Origin of the sequence: Alcaligenes parafaecalis, assembly GCF_026344135.1 — a bacterium.
GTDB lineage: Bacteria > Pseudomonadota > Gammaproteobacteria > Burkholderiales > Burkholderiaceae_B > Alcaligenes > Alcaligenes parafaecalis.
This window is the reverse complement of record NZ_JAPKNA010000003.1, coordinates 58,844-80,321: the sequence shown is the minus strand read 5'-3', so window position 1 is coordinate 80,321 and position 21,478 is coordinate 58,844. Positions and strand designations below refer to the sequence as shown.

The following is a 21,478-nucleotide window of genomic DNA, read 5'->3' as shown; positions in this document are numbered from 1 at the left end:
AATTAGGCCCGTTATGCTTTACGATTATGTGACTTGAAAAACAAAGGAATCCGATTGTCATGGCGCGTATAGTTGTAGTGACCTCCGGCAAGGGTGGCGTGGGCAAAACCACCACCAGTGCCAGTTTTGCATCTGGCCTTGCGATGCGCGGTCACAAGACCGTGGTCATCGACTTTGACGTCGGTTTGCGCAACCTGGATCTGATCATGGGTTGCGAACGCCGTGTGGTGTATGACTTCGTCAATGTAATCCAAGGCGAAGCCACCCTGAACCAGGCCCTGATCCGTGACAAGCAGATCGAAAACCTGTTCATCCTGCCCGCTTCCCAAACACGTGATAAAGACGCGCTGACCCGTGAAGGGGTGGAAAAGGTTCTGGAAGAACTCAAAGGCATGGGCTTTGAATACATTGTGTGCGATTCGCCCGCCGGTATTGAAACCGGCGCCTTGATGGCGTCTTATTTTGCGGACGATGCACTGGTTGTGACCAACCCCGAGGTGTCTTCGGTTCGTGACTCGGACCGCATCCTGGGCATTCTGGCCGCCAAATCGCGACGCGGTGAACAGGGCAAAGAGCCCATCAAAGAATATTTGCTGCTGACTCGTTACAGCCCCAAACGTGTGTCGGACGGTGAGATGCTGTCCTTGCAGGACGTTGAAGATATCTTGCGCATCAAACTGATTGGGGTCACCCCCGAGTCGGAAACCGTGCTGCAGGCATCCAACCAAGGAGTACCCGTTATCCATATCAAGGAAAGTGATGTGTCCCAGGCCTATCAGGACATCGTAGATCGTTACCTGGGTGGCGAAAAACCGTTGCGTTTTGTGGATTACGAAAAACCAGGCCTGTTCAAGCGCCTGTTCGGAGGAAAGTAATATGTCTTTCCTGTCCTTCCTGCTCGGTCACAAGAAAACGTCGGCAACGGTCGCCAAAGACCGTCTGCAACTGATCCTCATTAACGAACGTGGCCAGGGCGGCGTCGCCCCGGACTACTTGCCCCGCTTGCAAAAAGAGCTGGTCGAAGTGATCTCGCGCTACGTGAAGATTAATCCCGATGACATCAAGGTGAACCTTGATCGCCAGGACTCGCTGGAAGTGCTGGAAGTCAAAATCGAAATGCCGCAAATCGATGCCAGTGCTCTGGAAAACAAGTAAAGCGCACTGACCGGCACGCCGGGTTTTGTTGAAATGGCCATCCTTTCCGGATGGCCATTTTCTTTGCGGCATCGGATGATGCCAAACATCAACAGTAGTGCCCTAGGCCTTGGCCACAGCTTGTGTGGTGCAAGCAGATAGCAAGGCCAGGACCTGCCATCCGATGGAGAGGAGCAGGCATGAAAAAGCCTCAAAGCCGGGACTCCTGTCCCAAGCTTTGAGGCTTTATTCCGATGAGCGTTTCAGCTCACGCAGAAAATTTGAATTTAGCGGTTCTTGCCGACCTGATCGCCGATTACGCCACCAATCGCAGCACCACCGACCGTACCCAGAATGCCGCCATCAGTAATCACTGCACCGGCAACACCACCCAGACCCGCGCCAGTTACGGCACCCTTTTGACGTTTGCTCATGCCATCCCAGGAAGAGCAGCCCGCCATCACGACGGCCAGAACCGTGGCCATACCCACTTTAGTGATAGTCGTCATTTTCATCCGTAAACCTCCGTGAAGTATCCGTGCTTAACACGGCATTAAAGTCTATCTTCACCCTCTGGAGCCGATTAGTCCAGACCCTATTGTTAGGCAACGCAACAGATGTAATTCAGCTTTCGTTCAGTTTATTTAATCAAGGCCAGAACCTGCTTGAATGCAGGGTTGGCCGGGGTTTCCAACCACTCGAACATGGCCATTTCGGCGCTAACGCGCTCCAGGCCATGCATTGCCCAGCGATCCCAGGCCGCCTGACGAGACTCGGGCTGGCGTGAGCCAACACAGTCTCCTACCAGCACTGGATCATAGCCATGCTCTTTCAAACCCAGGCCAGTTTGTAACACGCACACGTGAGACTCTGTACCCAGTAACAACACGCGTGTGCGGCCAACAGGCAAAGCAGGGAAAAAGTCGGACTCGCGCGTGGCATCAAAATGCGTTTTATGCAGCACTTTATCGACGTGCGGCAGCAAGGCGGAATCCGTTGGGCCGATTTTTTCGGCCCAGTGCTCGGTCGCCAGAACCGGCACCCCTAACAGGCGCGCCGCCTGTGCCAACTTCCCGGCTCGTTCGACCAAGGCTTGGTGGTCTGCAATAGCGGGCAATAGCCCCGTTTGCATATCAACAATCAAGACGAAAGACTGATGGGCATTGAGCACAGGCATGACACGTTCCTTATTTCAGGGATTTGTAGCGGATACGACGAGGTTTGGCAGCATCTTCACCCAGACGTTGCTTCTTGTCTGCTTCGTATTCCTGATAGTTGCCATCAAAGAATACGGCTTGCGAATCACCCTCGAAAGCCAGGATGTGGGTAGCGATACGGTCCAGGAACCACCGATCGTGACTGATCACCAGCACCGAGCCTGCAAACTCCAGCAAGGCATCTTCCAGCGCACGCAGGGTTTCCACGTCCAGATCGTTGGACGGCTCGTCCAGCAGCAAGACGTTGCCACCCGCAATCAGGGTCTTGGCCAGGTGCAAACGACCACGTTCACCACCGGACAGATTGCCCACGATCTTGTTCTGATCCGCACCCTTGAAGTTGAAGCGGCCCAGGTACGCACGCGAAGGCATTTCAAAACGGCCTACGGTCAGCAGGTCCGCGCCATCAGCAATGGCGTCAAACACGGTTTTTTCGTTGGCCAGGGCATCACGCGACTGGTCGACATACGCCAGCTTGACGGTCTGACCCAGTTTAACTGTGCCCGAATCCGGCTGCTCTTTACCGGCCAGCATGCGGAACAAGGTGGACTTACCGGCACCGTTAGGGCCAATAATCCCGACGATGGCCCCTGGGGGCACCTTGAAGCTCAGGTTATCGATCAGGAGGCGATCGCCATAGCCTTTGCTGACGTTCTCGAATTCGATGACTTCATTACCCAGACGCTCGGCCACAGGAATAAAGATTTCCTGAGTTTCGTTGCGCTTCTGGTACTCGTGCGAGGACAGTTCCTCAAAGCGAGCCAGACGGGCTTTAGCCTTGGCCTGACGACCCTTGGGGTTCTGACGCACCCACTCCAGCTCTTTCTTGATGGTGCGTTGACGTGCGCTTTCCGAAGCCTCTTCCTGCTTAAGACGGTCGTCTTTCTGTTCCAGCCAGGAGCTGTAATTGCCCTTCCAAGGGATACCGTGGCCACGATCCAGTTCCAGAATCCACTCGGCGGCGTTATCCAGGAAGTAACGATCGTGAGTAACCGCCACCACAGTGCCAGGGAATTGGCGCAGGAACACTTCCAGCCAGTCCACACTTTCAGCATCCAGGTGGTTAGTCGGCTCGTCCAGCAGCAACATATCGGGCTTGGACAACAGCAACTGACACAAGGCCACACGGCGTTTTTCACCACCGGACAGATTGGCGATGGACGCATCCCAAGGTGGCAGACGCAGTGCATCGGCTGCGATTTCCATCTGGGTTTCGATATCGTCGGCACCGCTGGTCGCAGCGGCCGCAATAATGGACTCCAGCTCAGCCTGCTCGGCAGCCAGAGCGTCAAAGTCCGCATCAGGCTCGGCGTACTCGGCATAGACCTGTTCCAGACGCTGACGGGCCTCAAACACAGCCCCCAGGCCTGCCTGAACGGCTTCGCGCACCGTATGTTCAGGGTTCAGCTGGGGCTCTTGAGGCAGATAACCAATTTTGAGCCCCGCCATGGGGATGGCTTCGCCCTCGATCTCGGTATCTACCCCGGCCATGATCTTGAGCAAGGTGGATTTACCGGAGCCGTTCAGGCCCAGCACACCAATCTTGGCACCCGGAAAGAAAGACAAAGAGATATTGCGCAGAATCTGCCGCTTGGGCGGCACAATTTTGCCCACGCGGTTCATCGAATAAACGTATTGAGCCATATAAACCTAAAAAGGAAAAACAGGTCGTGTTCGGAAAACTGGGATTGTAGGCGTTTGACGCCCAAAAGGCGCGCTTCCGTCCCGTAAAGCGAGCGACGCCCGGCCTGAGTGCAGGCCTGTCTCAGGTAATATACTCACTTTATGCTGACAAACCAAAAACACCATGTCCACACCTGATGCCCCTGAACTTGTATTTACCACCGAAGAGCTTGAAACCCTGGGCCGCACCGCTGATGCGTTGAGCGCCTATTTGGGCCGTGCCGTACTGGCTGAGATCGTGGGCGCAGAAGAAACCGGGTTTGAATGGGTCATCTTTGCCATGCCCCTGGACAAAAACGAGGACGAAAGCGAATTTACCGTTGTTCAGGTTGGTGGCGACCAGGCGCGTATCGTGGGTAACCGCGGCGGTCTGGACCCCAAAGATAACGCTGTCTACGCCTGCCGCTATTTGTGGGCGATCCAGCTCAGCGATGCGGAGCCAGTACGCTTCATCAAGGTGGACGAGGAAGGCGAGGAAGTGGCCTGGACCGAGACGCTGGAAGAGCTGCTGCCCTTTGCCTTGAGCGAAGATGCCTTTGCGCCTGAAGATGATACAAATGACGAGGACGACGACGAGGATGATGACAGCCCGGAACCGGGCCTGCAGGGTCATACTCTGCACTGATCACCCTGCCGTGTGAGGATGCGGGCAGGCTAGGCCCGCATCCGGTCTCGCAGATACAGAGCCATACCCACGGGCCACATCAGCCCCACCAAACCGTACGAAGCCAGGCCCTTGAGCCCATAACCCGCCGGTGGCTTACGCCCGCTAGCACGTAAATGCAGGCCAAAACGCGTATAACGCGCCGCCGCCATCAAAAAAGCCTTGGGCTCATAGCGAAACCAGGGCAGACACTTCACTACCGTATCTTCAGCCAGCAGCCACAAACCTAAAGCATGCTGCTGACTGGTCTTGCCCTGTACGGACAAGGAATCGGGACTGTCGTGATAGACCCGAAACACGGTATTCACAAAACGGTTTTTGTAACCCGCACGGGCAATGGCACGCCACACCAGGCTTTCAGGTACAAAGCCCTCGACCTGATCGGGAAAGGGAAATTTGCGCAGTACCGCTGTACTCAGACAGCCAAACTTCTCCCCGCGCACATGGTAGCGAAAGCTCATATCCAGCGAGCTGGCGTCAAAAACATCCTTGGGGAACATATCGCCCACCACCTTGCCATCGGGGCGTACACACAGGCCCGTAATCCCCGCGTAGCCTGCTCGCTCGGACAAGGGAATATCAGCCCAGATCTGCGCCATGTCGTAGAGGGCGTTGACCAGCAAGGTATCGTCGCTGTCCAACGCCACCACCAGTTCACCTTGCGCCAGGGCCACGCCGTGATTAAAAGCGGCTTTCTTGTGCCGGTTTTCCTGCCAGGCGTAATGAATCGGAAAAGAGGCTTGCTGTTGCCAGCCCTGCACCAGTTCTCGTGTGCCGTCGGTGGAGCCATCGTCAACCACCACCCACTCAAAATCCTGGCAGGTCTGCTCACACAAGGAACGGTAAACGCGCTCCAAGGTATGAGCGCGGTTATAGCTCGGTGTCAGGACGGTGAACAAATGGCGCCATTCCATACACGGTGTCCCCATAAACCACTGTTTTGATTATTGTTACGGGCAGCAACTTACATCTGCATCAGGATGACACCATCATAAGGCAAGCACAGCACTGTGCAGCGCACTATCTGCAGGGTTCCTGGCAAACCCGAAGCAAAATCAAACGCGCACAAAAAAACCACAGGCAAGCCTGTGGTTTTTTTGCTGCTAGGGGTGGTCTCAAGCTGGAAAATCAGATTCCTGCCTGTGCACCGCTCAAGCCAAGCACTTAGACGCGCTTAACTTTTTCCAGCATTTTGAAAACGCCCTTGGGTGCGCGCACAAACAGACGTTTGAATGCTTTACCCAGGCAACGACGCTCCAGCGTGTTGCGGCGAGTGCGTTTGATTTCCGCCATGGTGATCTCCGATCTTAATGTAAGCCCTGCCGGATGATCCCGACAAAAGCGCAATAGCTAACCAGAAATTCTACCGTAATCCGCGTTAAGATACAAAGGCTAGAGTGTGCATCCCTGGCAACACCTTGCTGGCATGTACCGCTCTCACTGGCGCATGGGGCCTGTTTGACAGGCCTTTTCGCTGCCGCCTCCCCATCCTGCCCTCTCCAGAAAGCCGACCTTGCCATGAGCTCAGAAATTCGCATTTTTGGCGCCCGCCAGAACACTCTGAAAAACCTGAATGTACGTATCAAAACGGGCGAGTTACTGGTTATTACCGGCGTTTCCGGCTCAGGCAAAAGTTCGCTGGCCTTTGACACCCTGTATGCAGAAGGCCAGCGGCGCTATGTAGAAACCTTCTCCCCCTATGCGCGCCAGTTCCTGGACCGCATGGACAAGCCCCAGGTTGATCGCATCGAAGGCATCCTGCCTGCCATTGCCATTGACCAGGTGAACCCGGTGCGCAACTCGCGCAGTACCGTGGGCACCATGACGGAGCTGAACGATTACATCAAGCTGCTGTACGCCCGTCTGGGTGAGCTGTATTGCCGCCAGTGCGCCCAGCCGGTGCGCCGCGACAATGCCAACAGCATTGCCAAACAGATTCGCAAACTGGCGCAGGACCACGACGATCCCCGTCTGGTCCTGACCTTTGCCGTCAAAGTTCCGGCCAACTTCACGCAGCAAGAAATTGAAACCTTGCTGCATCAGCAGGGCTACACCCGCCTGCACCACGAAGAAACCCATACGATTACGGCCAGCAGCATCAGCAGTAAAAAAAGCAAAAGCAGCAAGACCGCCAAAGCAGCTCCAACAGAACAAAAACTGCTTTACGTGATTCAGGACCGCTTCCGCGCCAGCACGGTCGAGCCGGAACGTTTCATGGAAGCCATCGAAGCGGCTTTGCGCCACGGCCAGGGCAAACTGACGGTCTATGCCTCGGCCAGTGCCGACGGCCCGGAAACCGCCTGGCGTTTCAGCCAGGGCCTGCACTGTGCCCAGTGCGATATTGAATACAGCACGCCCGTTGCCAGCACCTTCTCCTTCAACTCGCCTTTGGGCGCATGTGAGTCCTGCCGCGGCTTTGGCCGGGTGATGGGGATTGATTACGGTCTGGTCGTTCCCGACCCCAGCAAAAGCCTGCTGGAAGGCGCAATTCGCCCTTGGCAGACGGCCAGCTACAAAGAATGTCAGGTCGAGATGGAGCGCTACGCCCCGGCGGCCGGTGTGCGCTTGGCAGTGCCCTGGAAAGACTTGAGCCAGGAAGAGCGCGACTGGGTGATTAATGGCACCCCGGACTGGAAAGGCGGCAATCAGGCCTGGAAAACCCAGTGGTACGGCGCCCAGCGCTTTTTCGATTGGCTGGAATCGCGCGCCTACAAGATGCACGTGCGTGTGCTGCTGTCCAAGTACCGCAGCTACAACACCTGCCCCTCTTGTGCTGGTTCGCGTCTGAAACCCGAAGCCAGTTTGTGGCGCGTCGGCGATCAGGCTGCACCTGCCGATTCCCGCTATCCACGCTTCATGCCTGTGCATTCGCAATGGCTGCGCGAACAACTGGATGCCATGCCCGGCCTGAGCGTCCCGGACCTGATGCGTCTGCCTATTGAGCATGTACGTACCTTCTTCCGTGGCCTGCACTTTGGTGACGCACGCGATGCGGCTATCGATCTGCTCCTGAAAGAAACGCTCTCCCGCCTGGATTATCTGTGTGATGTGGGCCTGTCCTATTTGTCGCTGGACCGCCAAAGCCGCACCCTGTCTGGCGGTGAAGTACAGCGTATCAACCTGACCACGGCGCTGGGCACCTCGCTGGTGAACACCTTGTTCGTGCTGGACGAGCCCTCGATTGGTCTGCACCCACGCGACATGCACCGCATTATTGAAGTGATGCACCGTCTACGCGGCAATGGCAACACGTTGGTCGTGGTCGAGCATGACCCACAAGTGATGGTGGCAGCCGACCGTATTCTGGACATGGGCCCCGGCCCGGGCGAGCGCGGTGGCCAGATTCTGTTTGATGGCTCCCCCCAAGCCTTGCGCGGTGCGGAAACACTGACAGGCCGCTACCTGAGTGGCGAGCTGAGCATTGAATCGCCCCGCCCTATGCCGGTAGCCGAAAACACGCCCCGCCTGCTGCTTGAAGACGTCAGCGCACACAATCTGCGCCATATCTCCGTGTCCATTCCGCTAGGCCGTCTGGTTTGCGTAACGGGCGTCTCCGGTTCGGGTAAGTCCACCCTGATTCAGGACGTGCTCTACCCGGCCATCCTGAAACAGCAAGGCAAACCGACCGAAGCCCCAGGCCCTTACGGTGCCCTGCTGGGTGCCGAGCAAATTGCCGAAGTGGTCATGGTGGACCAGACCCCTATCGGCAAGACGGCCCGCTCCAACCCGGCCAGCTATGTCGGCGCCTTTGACCCTATCCGCAAGCTGTTTGCCCAGGCCCCGCTGTCCAAAGAACGCAGCTACACGCCCGGCACCTTCAGCTTCAATAGTGGCGATGGACGCTGCCCAACTTGCGGCGGCACGGGTTTTGAACATATCGAAATGCAGTTCCTGTCCGATGTGTACCTGCGCTGCCCCGATTGCGATGGCAAGCGATTCCGCCCCGAAGTGCTGGAAGTGCGTATCGAACACTTTGGTCGCAGCGCCTCGATTGACGAGGTGCTGGATATGACCGTGCATCAGGCCATGGAGTTTTTCGAGGGCCTGCGCGATGTGCAAACCGGTCTGGCTCCGCTGGCCGATGTGGGTCTGGACTACCTGAAACTGGGTCAGCCTGTGCCCACGCTCTCGGGCGGTGAGGCGCAACGTCTGAAGCTGGCGGCTTATCTGGCCCAGGCTTCACGCACCCGTCTGAGCCAGGTGAAGGTTGCCAAGAAAGGCAATCTGTTCCTGTTCGACGAGCCCACCACCGGCCTGCACTTTGACGATATTGCCCGCCTGATGCGCGCCTTCCGCAAACTGCTGGCCGCCGGTCACAGCCTGCTGATTATTGAGCACAATCTGGACCTGATCCGCGCGGCAGACTGGATTATTGATCTGGGCCCCGAGGGTGGCGAACATGGTGGTCAATTGTTGGGTGCTGGAACACCGGCAGATATCATGGCCCTGGAACAGTCCCACACCGGCCATGCCCTGAAAGAGTACGAACAAGCCACGATCGGCAAAGGCTCGGCCCTGTTCCAGGAACCTGCGGTGGACTACAAGGCCAGCTCCGGCGGCAGCAACGATGGCCAGATCGCCATTCTGAATGCGCGCGAGCACAACCTGAAAAACATCTCGGTCCATATCCCGCACAACACCTTCACGGTGGTGACAGGGGTATCAGGCTCAGGCAAATCCACTCTGGCCTTCGATATTCTGTTTAACGAAGGTCAGCGCCGCTATCTGGAATCCCTGAACGCCTATGCACGCGCCATTGTGCAGCCTGCCGGTCAGCCCGATGTGGACGCGATTTACGGCATTCCGCCTACCGTTGCCATTGAGCAGCGCACCAGCCGCGGCGGACGTAAATCCACCGTGGCGACCATGACGGAGATCCATCACTTCCTGCGTCTGCTGTACGTGAAGCTGGCTACGCAATACTGCCCGGATTGCCATGTGCCTGTCGCACCGCAGACCGCCGAGCAGATTGCCGCTCAACTACTGCGCGATCATAAAGGCGAGCATATTGGTTTGCTGGCTCCCCTGGTTACGGCCCGCAAAGGCTATTACACCGACCTGGCCAAATGGGCTCAGGGCAAGGGCTATACCCATTTGCGAGTGGATGGCGAGTTCATTCCCGTCAACCCTTGGCCGCGTCTGGATCGCTATAGCGAACACACGCTGGAACTGCCGGTGGCCGATCTGATTATTGACCCACGCAATGAACTGCAATTGCGTCAGGCCATCCGCGAGGCGCTGGAACTGGGCCACGGTTCCTTTAGCGTGCTGGCTCCCTTGACGCCGTCGGGTGCCATGTCTCTGGACGAGCGCCGACAAGGTAAACCGCTGTCCAACGCCAGCCAACAGCACTTCTCGGTGAAACGCGCCTGCCCTTGCTGCGGCACCAGCTTCCCCGAGCCAGACCCACGCATGTTCTCCTACAACTCCAAGCACGGCTGGTGCAAGGACTGCTTTGGTACGGGCTTGAAGCTGACCGGCTTCGACCAGGAGCAGACTGGCGAGGAAAATAGCTGGAACAACGGCTATGAAGGCGAAGCAGTGGAATGCCCAAGCTGCCACGGACAACGCTTGAATCCCGTGTCTCTGGCCTTTGAATGGCGCGACCAATCCATTGCCAAGCTGGCTGGTCTGCCCGTGGATGAAGCACAAACCTTTTTTGGCAGCCTGAACATGAGTGGCCGCGAGGCCGACATTGCGCGCGACATTCTGAATGAAATTCGCAGCCGTCTGGACTTCATGCACGAAGTGGGTCTGGGCTATCTGGCACTGGATCGTGCCGCCCCCACCCTATCGGGTGGCGAGGCACAGCGTATCCGTCTGGCAGCCCAGTTAGGCTCGAACCTGCAGGGCGTCTGCTATGTGCTGGACGAACCCACCATTGGCTTGCACCCCCGCGACAACCAGATTCTGCTCAAAGCCATGGCGCGTCTGGAAGGCAATGGCAACACGCTCGTGGTCGTTGAGCACGACGAAGACACCATACGCCGTGCTCAGCACATTATTGATATGGGCCCCGGTGCCGGGAAGCGCGGTGGCGAAGTCATCGCCCAGGGCACGCTGGCAGAAATCGAGGCCAACCCCAATTCGCTGACTGGTCGCTATCTGCGCGAACCACTCAAACACCCCATGCAGGCACGCCGTCCCGTACAAGCCGACGCGCCCATGCTGACGGTACACGATGCCAGCCTGCACAACCTGAACAAGGTCCAGGCGGGTATCCCACTGGGCAAACTCAGTCTGGTGACGGGCGTGTCGGGTTCCGGAAAATCCACCTTTGCCCGAGACGTATTGCTGGATAACTTGCAGCGAGTGGTCGGCAGCAAAGAAACCCCTGTGTGGCAAGGTTGCTCCAGCATCAGCGGCTGGGAAAGTCTGGACCGCGTGCTGGAAGTAGACCAGACCCCCATTGGTAAAACACCGCGCTCCTGCCCTGCCACCTACATCGGCTTCTGGGACGAGGTGCGCAAACTGTTTGCCAACACCAACGATGCCCGCCTGCGCGGCTGGAGCGCGTCACGTTTTTCCTTCAATACCGGCGATGGTCGCTGCCCCTTGTGCGAAGGCCAAGGCATGCGCACGCTGGAAATGAGCTTCCTGCCGGATGTGAAGGTGCCTTGCGATGCCTGCCACGGCAAGCGTTTCAACCCGGAAACCCTGGCCGTCACCTGGCGAGACGTATCCGCCGGTCAGCTTTTGCAAATGGATGTGGATGAGGCGGTTGAGTACTTTGCCGCACATCCTAAAATATTGCGCCCCCTGCAGCTCATGCAAAGCGTGGGCCTGGGTTATCTGACCTTGGGCCAACCCTCCCCCACCCTGTCCGGTGGCGAGGCGCAGCGCGTCAAGTTGGTCAGCGAGCTGGTCAAAGCCCGTCTGGATGAAGGTCTGACCCGTACGGGCCGTGCCTACAAGGCTCCGCACACCCTGTACGTGCTGGACGAGCCTAGCGTGGGCCTGTCCATGGCGGATGTGGAAAAGCTGATTGTGGTCTTGCACCGTTTGGTCGACGCGGGCCATACCGTGCTGGTGATTGAACATAATCTGGATTTGATTGCCGAAGCAGATTGGATCGTGGATCTGGGCCCTGAAGGCGGCTCGGGCGGCGGCAGACTGGTGGTGCAGGGCACCCCGGATCAGGTACAAGCCAACCGAGCCTCGCATACCGGCATGGCTTTGGCGGAATTTTTAAAGGAACACGGCGCATGTATGGCCGATTTGAAGACAGACTAAAAGGCTATGCGCTGGAAATGCAGGGCTACCTGGGCCGTATCCAGGCCCGTAGCCCTGAGGACTTAAGTACTGCTTTTGAAAAGATCGAACAGGCCAGTCAGGCAGGTCACTGGGTAGCGCTGGCGCTGGACTATGAACTGGCCGAGCTGTTTGAACCCCGTCTGCCCGCCCGCGAAGCGGCCCTGCACGCGCCCCTGAACGCCTTGGTGTTTGAAGATGCGCAAGAAGTCGCCTTATGGGACAGCCAGGCGGCTCCGGAGCTGAAGGTCAGCCAACAGATCAGTCAGCAAGAATACAAAGAGGCCCTGGCACAGGTTCAAGCTGGACTGCAAGCCGGAGATTTCTACCAGATCAACTACACCATGCCCCTGCGTATTCAATCGGGCATGGCACCGCATGATCTCTATACCGCCTTGGCCAGCCGCCATCCCGTGGCCTACGGCGCCTATCTGGATTTGGGTGATCGCCATATTCTGTCGCTTTCACCCGAGCTCTTCCTGGAAAAGCGTGGCAATTGTGTGCGGACCCGCCCCATGAAAGGCACGCGCCCACGAGACACCGACCCTGTTCAAGATCAGAAAAACGCTCAGGAACTGCAAAGCAGCCTGAAAGACCGGGCCGAGAACCTGATGATTGTGGACTTGCTGCGCAACGATCTGGGTCAGGTCGCCCGCACCGGCAGCGTGCACACCACCAGCCTGTTCGATGTCGAGCAATATGCCTCTGTCTGGACCATGACTTCCAGCATTCAGGCCGAAGTAGACCCGAATTGCGGTCTGGAGACCCTGCTGCGCGCGCTGTTTCCCTGTGGCTCCATTACCGGCGCCCCCAAGCTGGCCGCCATGCAGTGCATACGCAAGCTGGAAAAACAGCGACGTGGCATTTACTGTGGCTCGGTCGGCTACCTTAGCCCCCAAGGCGACTTGTCCCTGAACGTCAGCATCCGCAGTCTGGAGCTGGATAATCACGGCCAAGGCACCTTTGGTGTGGGCGGAGGCATTGTGCTGGATTCCGACCCGGACCAGGAATGGCTGGAGTGCCTGTGGAAAGCCCGCGTGCTGCAAGCCCCTGTAACACTGACTTAAAGGCCGCATCATGAGCCAAAGCAAACCTGAATTGATAGAAACCTTGCGGGTAGACGCCGATGGCCAGATTCCCTTGCTGGAGCTGCATCTGGAACGCGTAGCGCGTAGCTGCGCGGAACTGGGCTACGACTGGGATGCCCAGACCTGGTTACAGGCCATGCATACCGCGCTGGGCCAAGCCCCCGTCAACACGCCTTTGCGGCTGCGTATTCTGTGGAATGCAAAAGCCAGTGCAAAAGCCGAGGCGCAGGCCCTGCCCGCTCTGGAAGGGCCTTTACAACTGTGCCTGTCCAAGATACCTCTGTCTGCCCAGGACCGCCTGCTCTCGCACAAGACCACGCATCGCCCCTGGTATCAGGAAGCCGCTGCCCTGCTGGAAAAGCATCCCCAACTCTTTGATGTGATTTTTCTGGATACGCAAAACCGTGTTTGCGAAGGCAGCCGCAGCAATATCTATATCCAGGATGAGCAGGGCCATTGGTGGACGCCACCCGCACAAGGCTGGCTCCTGCCTGGTGTACAACGACAGGCACTCCTGAATAGCGGTCTGGCCCGTGAAACAGAGCTTTTTCTGGAAGACTTGCAGCATGCACGGGCGATTCGTGTGTCGAATGCCCTGCGTGGCTGGCAAAACGCCTTACTGGTTCAGTATCCGGTTTAAGGCGTAATCAGCGGCCTGCATTCCCATGCTGGCCGTTATCGTGACCCCGGAGCCATAGCCTGCACAGGCCAGGCCTTGCAAAGCACCATCTTCGGACTGGGTCCAGTTTTGCGGCAGGCGGGTTTCCTGCTCAAACCACAAGCAATCCACGCCCATGCGAGGCACGCGCTTCAAGGCACGGCCTTGGGCATCACTGCCACGCGCAAAACCATGTTGTTTGCGCAGAATCTGACGCAGCTTGCCTAACAAGGCGTCATGCCGTGCCACCGACAGGTCCCCCCGACGCAAGCTCAACGGGTCGGTTTTTCCGCCTGCACCGCCACAACTCAATAAGGGGACGTTCAGACGCCTGGCCTGCAAGATCAGGGCGATCTTGGCGCTGGCCTGGTCGGTGCAATCCAGGAATACGTCGGGACGCTGCTCCAGCAGACTGGCTGCATTGTCCTCGGTGACGAAATCTTCTATCAATTGCAATTGACATTGAGGATTGATTTGAGCAATGCGCTGAGCCATCGCTTCAATCTTGGCCATACCCAAGGTACTGTCCAGCGCGGGCAATTGGCGGTTGATATTTGATTCCGCAATATTGTCCAGATCAATCAGGGTGATCCGGCCCACAGCGGAACGGGCCAGGGCCTCCACAGCCCAGGTGCCAACACCACCAATACCGGCCACCATCACATGGGCGGCAGCCAGACGCTCGCGCGCTCCGGCTCCATACAAACGGTCCAAACCACCGAAACGGCGTTCGGCATCCATGTTGTGCTGCTCTGTCATCAATCTGTCCATCACCGGCCCCTGCGGCCAAACCCGTCAATTCTACGTCTAATTTCGCCTCTCCAGCCCGCGAAACGGTGCTTATGCCCTGGCGGCTTGACTCTGCTCGGCCAAATAGCAACACTCATATAAGCAAATTAGTATTTTTCCTTAGTTATCAGCAAGAAAGCCCGCTACAGTGGACTGTCATTGCTCTACAATTGTCATAGGTTTCAAGCATCTGTGATTTTGGCTTACCACCCCTTTTTGCCGTGAACATCGATTCTATTTCCGCCTCGCCTTCCGCCGTACCCACACCGTGCAGCTTTCGTGTCCTGACTGACGAAGAGCGCAATGCCTCTTTGCGTCAATCCCTGGAAGAGGCGCAATGGTGTGAAAAACAGGACCTGTGGGTCTATGGCTACGGCTCCCTGATCTGGCGTCCCGATTTTGAATTTGCCGAGCAGCGCCAAGCCTTGCTGCGCGGTTATCACCGGGCGCTGTGCTTATGGTCACGTATCAACCGCGGCACGCCCGAGCAGCCCGGCTTGGTCTTTGGGCTGGATGTGGGTGGCTCCTGCCGCGGTATGGCTTTCCGTATTCCTGCTGACAGCGTTCCCAAGGTCTTCGATGCCCTGTGGCTGCGCGAGATGCCCAGCGGTGCCTATATTCCCCGCTGGTTGCGCTGCCGCACCAGCCAGGGCGATATTCGCGCACTGGTCTTTACCATGAACCGCAAAACCGACGCCTACGTACCGCGTATGCCCGATGAGCAGTTGCGGCAAGTGGTGTACTCGGCCCAGGGAACCAACGGTCCTTGCATTGAATACGTCATGGAAACCGCCTCGGCGCTGCAACGCTCTAAAATTCTGGATAAACGCCTGCAATCAGTGGTTCAATTACTACAGAGCCAGACTGCACTGCTTAATCCTCAACAAGCCTAAGAGCGCCCCATGTCCCTTGCTGATTTTCGTAATGAATACGAACGTTTTTCCCTGAGCGAAAACGAACTTTGCGCCGACCCTCGCGAGCAATTTCAACGCTGGATGGATCAGGCCATTGAACTGAAGGAAGTCGAGCCCACGGCGATGACGCTGGCCACCGTGAACCCGGACGGCCGCCCATCGGCGCGCGTTGTCCTGCTCAAGGGTTACGACGAACAAGGCCTGGTGTTCTTTACGAACTACCAGTCTCGCAAAGGCACGGACCTGGATCACAACCCGTGGGCCAGCCTGTCCTTTTTCTGGTCTTCCATGCAGCGCCAGGTGCGCTTTGAGGGCCGCATCAGCCGCATTAGCGCAGCCGAATCCGACGAATACTTTCACAGCCGCCCTCTGGGCTCGCGTATTGGTGCCTGGGCCTCGCCGCAAAGCCAACCCATCAGCCGCGCAGAGCTGGATGCCCGTGCCAAGCAGTACACTGACAGCTTAGGTGAACATCCCGCCCGCCCTGAACACTGGGGTGGCTTCCGACTGACTCCAGACCACGTCGAATTCTGGCAAGGCCGTGCCTCGCGCCTGCACGACAGGCTGGTGTTCGACCGCAAGGACCAATCTGATTGGCAGGTGAGCCGACTGGCTCCTTAAGACGTTCCTTGGGGGACGCCTGCCCTCAGACTCGATGCAATGACTGTTTTTTCTTCTACCTTCGATAGCGACTTCTTTCGTTCGGCACTGGGCCGTTTCGCCACCGGCGTGACGGTCGTGACCGGTGCCAACAAAGACCACCCCGATCAGGCCATTGGCCTGACCGTCAGTTCCTTTAACTCTGTGTCTCTTGACCCACCTCTGGTGCTGTGGTCGCTGGCCAAGCGTTCCCAGTCCCTGCCGCATTTTGTGGACGGTGAAGGTTATGTGATTCACGTTTTGGGCGCCAGTCAGCTATCGCTGGCCAAGCGCTTTGCCTGGGGTGAGCAGGCCGAGCGTTTTCGCGATCACCCCCTGAAACGCTCCCCGCACGGCTTGCCCATGCTGGATGACGAGCGTTGCAGTGCCTGGTTCGAGTGCAAGCCTTATGCCGTGCATGAGGCAGGCGACCACCTGATTTTTATCGGTGAAGTCACCCACTGCGAACGCAGCGCCCATCAGCCCCTGATCTACCATGCGGGCGACTTTGATCTGACGCCTTCCCTGGTGTGAAAGGGTGTTTCAATACGCCCCTGACGAGGGCTGCATGGCGGGAGTACACTACGCCTTTTGCTCCAACGCGCCCATAAGGTTCTGATCATGGCAAACGATGTCGATTGCATAGTGCTGGGAGCCGGGGTCGTAGGTTTGGCCTGCGCCCGACAAATGGCCCAGCAAGGCATGGAGGCTCTGCTGATTGAGCAAACCGCCAGCATCGGCAATGGCGTCAGCTCGCGTAACTCGGAAGTCATACACGCCGGTATTTACTACACACCCGGCAGCCTGAAGGCCCGTCTGTGTGTAGCAGGCAAAGCCATGCTGTATGACTACTGCCAAGAGCACCATATCGACCACAAGCGTTGCGGCAAACTGATTGTGGCGACAGGGCCCGAGCAGGAAGCGGGACTGCAACAACTGCAAGCCCAAGCGCTTGCCTGTGGAGTCGACGATTTGCAGTGGCTGGACGCCGCTCAGGCCAAAGCACTGGAACCGGCATTGAATTGCAGCGCAGCTTTACTGTCGCCCTCTACCGGCATCGTGGACACGCATGCCCTGATGCTGGCTCTGCAAGGCGATGCTGAAAACCATGGCGCGCAACTGGTCTTCAATACACCCTTTGTCAGTGCGCGTGTCCTGCCCGAGCAAGGTTTTGAGGTGCACGTGGGTGGCGCAGAACCCTTCAGCCTGACCACCACACACCTGATCAATGCCGCTGGCCTGGGTGCGGTGGACGCCGCACGTCACATCCAGGGGCTGGATGCCAGCCATATCCCGAACGCCTATCTGTGCAAGGGCAGCTATTTCTCTTTGGCAGGCCGCTCGCCTTTCAAGCACCTGATCTACCCCATGCCCAATAAAGCCGGTCTGGGTGTCCATCTGACACTGGATCTGGCTGGCCAGGCCCGCTTTGGCCCGGACACAGAATGGGTGCAGGACGAAAACTACGATATGGACCCACAGCGGGGCCAGTCCTTTTACGCCGCCGTACGCGAGTACTGGCCTGCCCTGCCCGATCACAGTCTGAACCCGGCCTACAGCGGTATCCGGCCTAAAATTGTGCCCGCAGGCCATGCGGCCGCCGACTTCGTTTTTTCCGGGCCTGCCGACCACGGCATCCCCGGACTACTGAATCTGTTCGGCATCGAATCCCCCGGCCTGACCGCGTGTTTAGCGATTGCACAACACAGCCAGGAAACTCTGGCCCAGGCAGCTTAAAAACTTTTCTGAAATCTTTACAATACTGTCGATGAACGATTACATCTTGACCCTATCCTGCCCGGATCGCACCGGCATTGTCCACAGCGTATCGGGCTGGCTGCTTGAGCAGAACGGCAACATTCTTGAGGCACAGCAGTTTGGCGACGCCGCCACCAACCGCTTTTTCCTGCGCATCCAGTTTTCCCTGCCTGAAAAGCAGGACGTCAACGCGCTGCAAGCCAGCTTCGCCCCGATTGCAGAAAAATTTGGCATGGCTGCCAATATTTATGACGCCCAGCGCAAAGCCCGCTTGCTGATTCTGGTCAGCCGCCAAGGCCACTGCCTGAACGATCTGCTGTTCCGCGCCCATAGCGGCCAACTGCCTGTTGAAATTGCAGCCGTGGCCTCCAACCATACCGACCACGCCGGTCTGGCTTCCTCTTATGGCATTCCTTTCCATCACCTGCCCGTGACACCGGAAACCCGCCCCGAGCAAGAACAACAAATCATCGACCTGGCTAGCGAGCTGAAGATTGATCTGGTTGTGCTGGCCCGCTACATGCAGATTCTGTCGACCAATCTGTGCCAGTCCCTGTCCGGCCGTGCCATCAATATTCACCACAGCTTCCTGCCCAGCTTCAAGGGCGCCCGCCCCTACCACCAGGCACATGCTCGCGGCGTGAAGATTATTGGCGCCACCGCTCACTACGTGACGGCTGATCTGGACGAAGGCCCGATCATCGAGCAGGACGTTGAGCACGTTACCCATGCTGTCAGCCCAACAGAGCTGACACAGATCGGTAGTGATGTGGAGTCGCTGGTTCTGGCCCGTGCAGTACGCGCCCACGTTGAGCACCGTATTTTGCTGAACGATCAGCGCACCGTGGTGTTCCGCTAAGTAGCAAGATCAGGGTTACCTTAAGCCTGAAAACAAAGCCCCCAATGCTGTGGATATAAATCCACGCATTGAGGGCTTTTTTATTGGCTACCCAATACACCTGTCTACTGTCCTAAGGCCAACCCTTCCCGCCGTGGGTCTACCCCGGCCTCCAACCCTTCTTTGGTCCAGCGAATCACATGCGTACCGCTGGGAAAAGGCTGCTCTCGAACCTCGTGTCCCATCGCCCTCAAGGCCTGGGCCTGCTCTGTCACAGCGGTTCCTGCTTCCAGCTCTGTCGCCCAATTGCGGCTACCGTAATGCGGCAGGCTGACGGCTTCTTGTGCATCCATATCCCACATCAACATGCCGGTCAGGGCCTGAGCCACGTAAGGAATGATGGCACTGCCTCCAGGTGAGCCTACGGCAATCACAGGGCGCCCCTCCTGCATCACTATCATCGGCGCCATGGAACTACGCGGACGTTTACCTGGCTCCACTCGATTCACGGACAGACGTCCCATCTCGTCTTTGGGGCTCAAGGCAAAGTCCGTCAACTGATTGTTCAACAAGAAGCCCTGAACCATGATTTTGCTGCCAAAGGCCGATTCCACCGATGTAGTCATGGACACCACCTGCCCTTGGGCATCGGCCACGGACAGATGAGTAGTCGATGGCAGCTCTGGCGTGTTGTCGCTGGCAGCTTGTGAGTCGACCAAAGGTTTGCCCGGTTGAGCGTGCCCCATGGATCGATCTGGCTGAATCAAGGCGGCACGCGATTTCAGATAATCCGGTGCCAGCAAAGCCTGCTGTGGCACCGACACAAACGCGGGGTCAGCAACCCAGGCATCCCGATCGGCAAAGGCCAGGCGCCCTGCCTCGGAAAAATAATGAATCGCTTCGGCTGATTGAGGTTTTGCAGAAGCAATTGGCGTGTGCTGCAAGATGCCCAGCATCTGCATCACGCTGATGGCCCCCGAGCTGGGCGGCGCCATGCCGCACAGCGCCACTTGCTGCCAGTCCATACAGAGAGGCTCACGACGCAGCGCACGGTACTGCTGCAAGTCTGATTCTGTCAGATCACCCGCAATAGGATCACCTGTGACGGCAGCCACCATGTCCCGAGCAAGTTCACCTTGATAAAAAGCCTGTGCGCCTTGTCTGGCTAACAGACGCAGCACCTGCGCATAGGCCTTGTTCTGCAAGCAATGACCTACCGGCCAGGGCTTGCCCTGCTCGTCCAGAAAATAAGTACGTGTAGCAGTCTTGTCAGCCAGTTCGGGATTATCCGAAATCAAGGTGTGCAAACGGGGGCTGACTTCAAAACCCATCTCCGCCAGCTCAATCGCCGGGTCAAACAGATTGGCCCACGGCAGTACGCCGCCATCCTTATGCATGAGTTCCAGTGCACGCAGCAAGCCCGGCACCCCCACAGAGCGACCACTATTGACCGCCTGCTTGAAGGACATGGTTTTACCGTCCAGTTCAAAACGATCCAAGCTACTGGCCGCAGGCACGGTTTCACGCCCGTCATAGCTCATCAGGCCAGTCTTGGGCTGGAACATCAGCAAAAAGCCGCCCCCGCCAATCCCGGAGGATTGGGGTTCCACCAGCCCCAACACCAACTGAGCTGCAATAGCCGCATCAACCGCGCTGCCACCCTGATCCAGAATGCGTAAACCGGCCTGAGTGGCTAAAGGATGAGCCGTCACCACCATGCTTTTCTGGGTGACGAGTTTGTCACGCTGCATGACACTGCTGGCGGCTTCCGGATTCAAATGCTGCGTCGCCAATTCCCGGGCTTGCGCAGGCAGCGCCAAAGCCAGGGCCAATGCGGTCGATAGCAGCGCCGGTTTCCAGGGCAATCTCATGGGTTCTCCTTTTCATGCTCAAGCAGCCATTGCTCCAGTAGAAGTACCGCCTCACTGGGCTCATTGGCCGTGGGATAACTAAAAAAATACGCTTCGCTGACGGGCATGGCATGTTCTTGCGGCATGATCAGTTCGCCCCGCTCCAGCGCTTGGCTAACCAGAAAACGCGGCATCAGGGCCAGGCCCATATCCGCATGCAAGGCCGCCATTACCAGGCTGAACAACTCATAGCGAGGGCCGGAACTGACACGCAGATCAGGCTCCAGACCGGCGGATCGATACCAGTCCGACCAGCTATCAGGGCGTGTGGACATATGCAGGTGAACCAGTTTTTGCCAGTCACCACTGGCCGCCAGCCTGGGGGAGCACACGGGCACCAGCTCGCCCTCATCAAACAGCTTGATGCCTTCGGTTTGCGGCCATAACTGCCGCCCATGATAAATGGCTGCATCAAAGGGATGGTCACCAAACTGAAACGGAGTAGTACGTACGGACAGGCTGACGGTGATATCGGGATAGCGCTGGGAGAAACTGGCCAGACGCGGCATCAGCCACACCGTGGACAAGGTAGGCAGCACCGCCAGATGAATGCTGCGGCCCACACCGGCACGCGCAATCAGGCTGAAAGTGTCTTTGCCAATCTGCTCCAGATGGTGGCGGATACGGGCGGCATAATCGCGCCCCGCCGGAGTCAGCACCAAACGCCGCCTCACCCGTGTCAGCAAGGTCACGCCCAGGCGTTGCTCCAGGCCGCTGACCTGCCGATACACCGCACTATGCGTCAATGAAAGCTCCTCGGCCGCACGGGAAAAAGTCCCCAAGCGGGCCGTGGCCTCAAAGGCCTGTAATGCGCCCAAACTGGGCACGCCTTGTCTCATAGGTCTCCCTCTTAATCCTGCCGCCCCAGCCCTGTCCATTCAGCACAGGGCCAGATCGTTACGTCAGCACACGAAATTGTGCAATTTTATCAATTG

19 protein-coding genes are annotated in these 21,478 nt (G+C 57.7%); 11 read left to right on the top strand and 8 right to left on the bottom strand.

What is annotated here, in order from left to right:
• Positions 1 to 59: 59 nt before the first annotated feature.
• Complete coding sequence (minD, locus tag OSH09_RS10955; RefSeq protein ID WP_207873390.1) at positions 60 to 875, top strand: septum site-determining protein MinD; 816 nt, start codon at positions 60 to 62, stop codon at positions 873 to 875.
• Position 876: 1 nt separating this feature from the next.
• The gene (gene minE, locus OSH09_RS10950) at positions 877 to 1,155 is read left to right on the top strand and encodes a cell division topological specificity factor MinE (RefSeq protein ID WP_042483380.1); all 279 of its coding nucleotides are present in this window, start codon (positions 877 to 879) and stop codon (positions 1,153 to 1,155) included.
• 266 nt (positions 1,156 to 1,421) lie between these two features.
• On the opposite strand, the gene OSH09_RS10945 is transcribed toward minE, so the two are convergent.
• From OSH09_RS10945 to ettA, 3 genes are all read right to left on the bottom strand, one after another.
• The gene (locus OSH09_RS10945; protein WP_153229215.1) at positions 1,422 to 1,649 is read right to left on the bottom strand and encodes a glycine zipper 2TM domain-containing protein; all 228 of its coding nucleotides are present in this window, start codon (positions 1,647 to 1,649) and stop codon (positions 1,422 to 1,424) included.
• 125 nt (positions 1,650 to 1,774) lie between these two features.
• Positions 1,775 to 2,311 (bottom strand): isochorismatase family protein, encoded by a 537-nt coding sequence (locus OSH09_RS10940; RefSeq protein WP_207873389.1) that lies wholly within the window; start codon positions 2,309 to 2,311, stop codon positions 1,775 to 1,777.
• A gap of 10 nt (positions 2,312 to 2,321) precedes the next feature.
• Positions 2,322 to 3,995 carry an energy-dependent translational throttle protein EttA gene (gene ettA / locus OSH09_RS10935; protein ID WP_207873388.1) on the bottom strand — a complete coding sequence of 558 codons (1,674 nt, stop codon included), beginning with the start codon at positions 3,993 to 3,995 and terminating at the stop codon, positions 2,322 to 2,324.
• A gap of 163 nt (positions 3,996 to 4,158) precedes the next feature.
• Between ettA and OSH09_RS10930 the strand changes: the two genes are divergently transcribed.
• Complete coding sequence (locus OSH09_RS10930; RefSeq protein WP_266120999.1) at positions 4,159 to 4,659, top strand: hypothetical protein; 501 nt, start codon at positions 4,159 to 4,161, stop codon at positions 4,657 to 4,659.
• Positions 4,660 to 4,688: 29 nt separating this feature from the next.
• Here the strand turns inward: OSH09_RS10930 and OSH09_RS10925 are convergent, their stop codons facing one another.
• Together OSH09_RS10925 and OSH09_RS10920 are read right to left on the bottom strand one after the other, a co-directional pair.
• A complete protein-coding gene (locus OSH09_RS10925; protein ID WP_222667642.1) occupies positions 4,689 to 5,612 on the bottom strand; it encodes a glycosyltransferase family 2 protein in 924 nt (307 codons plus the stop codon).
• A gap of 250 nt (positions 5,613 to 5,862) precedes the next feature.
• Complete coding sequence (locus OSH09_RS10920; protein ID WP_003803595.1) at positions 5,863 to 5,991, bottom strand: hypothetical protein; 129 nt, start codon at positions 5,989 to 5,991, stop codon at positions 5,863 to 5,865.
• 225 nt (positions 5,992 to 6,216) lie between these two features.
• On the opposite strand from OSH09_RS10920, the gene uvrA reads away from it, so the two are divergent.
• The 3 genes from uvrA to OSH09_RS10905 are packed head-to-tail and all read left to right on the top strand — an operon-like array spanning position 6,217 to position 13,677.
• Positions 6,217 to 11,931, top strand: coding sequence for an excinuclease ABC subunit UvrA (gene uvrA / locus OSH09_RS10915; protein ID WP_266120998.1), 5,715 nt, complete (start codon positions 6,217 to 6,219; stop codon positions 11,929 to 11,931).
• Entirely contained in the window at positions 11,904 to 13,016 is a 1,113-nt protein-coding gene (gene pabB, locus OSH09_RS10910) for an aminodeoxychorismate synthase component I (RefSeq protein ID WP_266120997.1), read from the top strand. The genes uvrA and pabB overlap by 28 nt, the downstream gene beginning before the upstream one ends.
• A 10-nt stretch (positions 13,017 to 13,026) precedes the next feature.
• Positions 13,027 to 13,677 (top strand): aminotransferase class IV, encoded by a 651-nt coding sequence (locus tag OSH09_RS10905; protein WP_266120996.1) that lies wholly within the window; start codon positions 13,027 to 13,029, stop codon positions 13,675 to 13,677.
• Here the strand turns inward: OSH09_RS10905 and OSH09_RS10900 are convergent.
• Positions 13,654 to 14,454, bottom strand: a complete 801-nt coding sequence (locus OSH09_RS10900; protein ID WP_207873382.1) for a tRNA threonylcarbamoyladenosine dehydratase — start codon at positions 14,452 to 14,454, stop codon at positions 13,654 to 13,656. The genes OSH09_RS10905 and OSH09_RS10900 overlap by 24 nt on opposite strands.
• A 251-nt stretch (positions 14,455 to 14,705) precedes the next feature.
• On the opposite strand from OSH09_RS10900, the gene OSH09_RS10895 reads away from it, so the two are divergent.
• Genes OSH09_RS10895 through purU form a run of 5 tightly spaced genes read left to right on the top strand, consistent with a single transcriptional unit; the run spans position 14,706 to position 18,654 of the window.
• Positions 14,706 to 15,377, top strand: a complete 672-nt coding sequence (locus OSH09_RS10895; protein WP_207873381.1) for a gamma-glutamylcyclotransferase — start codon at positions 14,706 to 14,708, stop codon at positions 15,375 to 15,377.
• A gap of 9 nt (positions 15,378 to 15,386) precedes the next feature.
• The gene (gene pdxH / locus OSH09_RS10890) at positions 15,387 to 16,019 is read left to right on the top strand and encodes a pyridoxamine 5'-phosphate oxidase (protein ID WP_207873380.1); all 633 of its coding nucleotides are present in this window, start codon (positions 15,387 to 15,389) and stop codon (positions 16,017 to 16,019) included.
• 39 nt (positions 16,020 to 16,058) lie between these two features.
• Positions 16,059 to 16,571, top strand: a complete 513-nt coding sequence (locus OSH09_RS10885; RefSeq protein ID WP_207873379.1) for a flavin reductase family protein — start codon at positions 16,059 to 16,061, stop codon at positions 16,569 to 16,571.
• 57 nt (positions 16,572 to 16,628) lie between these two features.
• Entirely contained in the window at positions 16,629 to 17,774 is a 1,146-nt protein-coding gene (locus tag OSH09_RS10880; RefSeq protein WP_266120995.1) for an NAD(P)/FAD-dependent oxidoreductase, read from the top strand.
• A gap of 25 nt (positions 17,775 to 17,799) precedes the next feature.
• Positions 17,800 to 18,654: a formyltetrahydrofolate deformylase gene (purU, locus tag OSH09_RS10875; protein WP_207875924.1), complete on the top strand. Its 855-nt coding sequence runs from the start codon at positions 17,800 to 17,802 to the stop codon at positions 18,652 to 18,654.
• 104 nt (positions 18,655 to 18,758) lie between these two features.
• Here purU and ggt read toward each other — a convergent pair whose 3' ends face one another.
• Positions 18,759 to 20,504: a gamma-glutamyltransferase gene (gene ggt, locus OSH09_RS10870; protein WP_266120994.1), complete on the bottom strand. Its 1,746-nt coding sequence runs from the start codon at positions 20,502 to 20,504 to the stop codon at positions 18,759 to 18,761.
• Positions 20,501 to 21,382, bottom strand: a complete 882-nt coding sequence (locus OSH09_RS10865; protein WP_266120993.1) for a LysR substrate-binding domain-containing protein — start codon at positions 21,380 to 21,382, stop codon at positions 20,501 to 20,503. Before OSH09_RS10865 ends, ggt begins: the two co-directional genes overlap by 4 nt.
• Positions 21,383 to 21,478 lie beyond the last annotated feature (96 nt).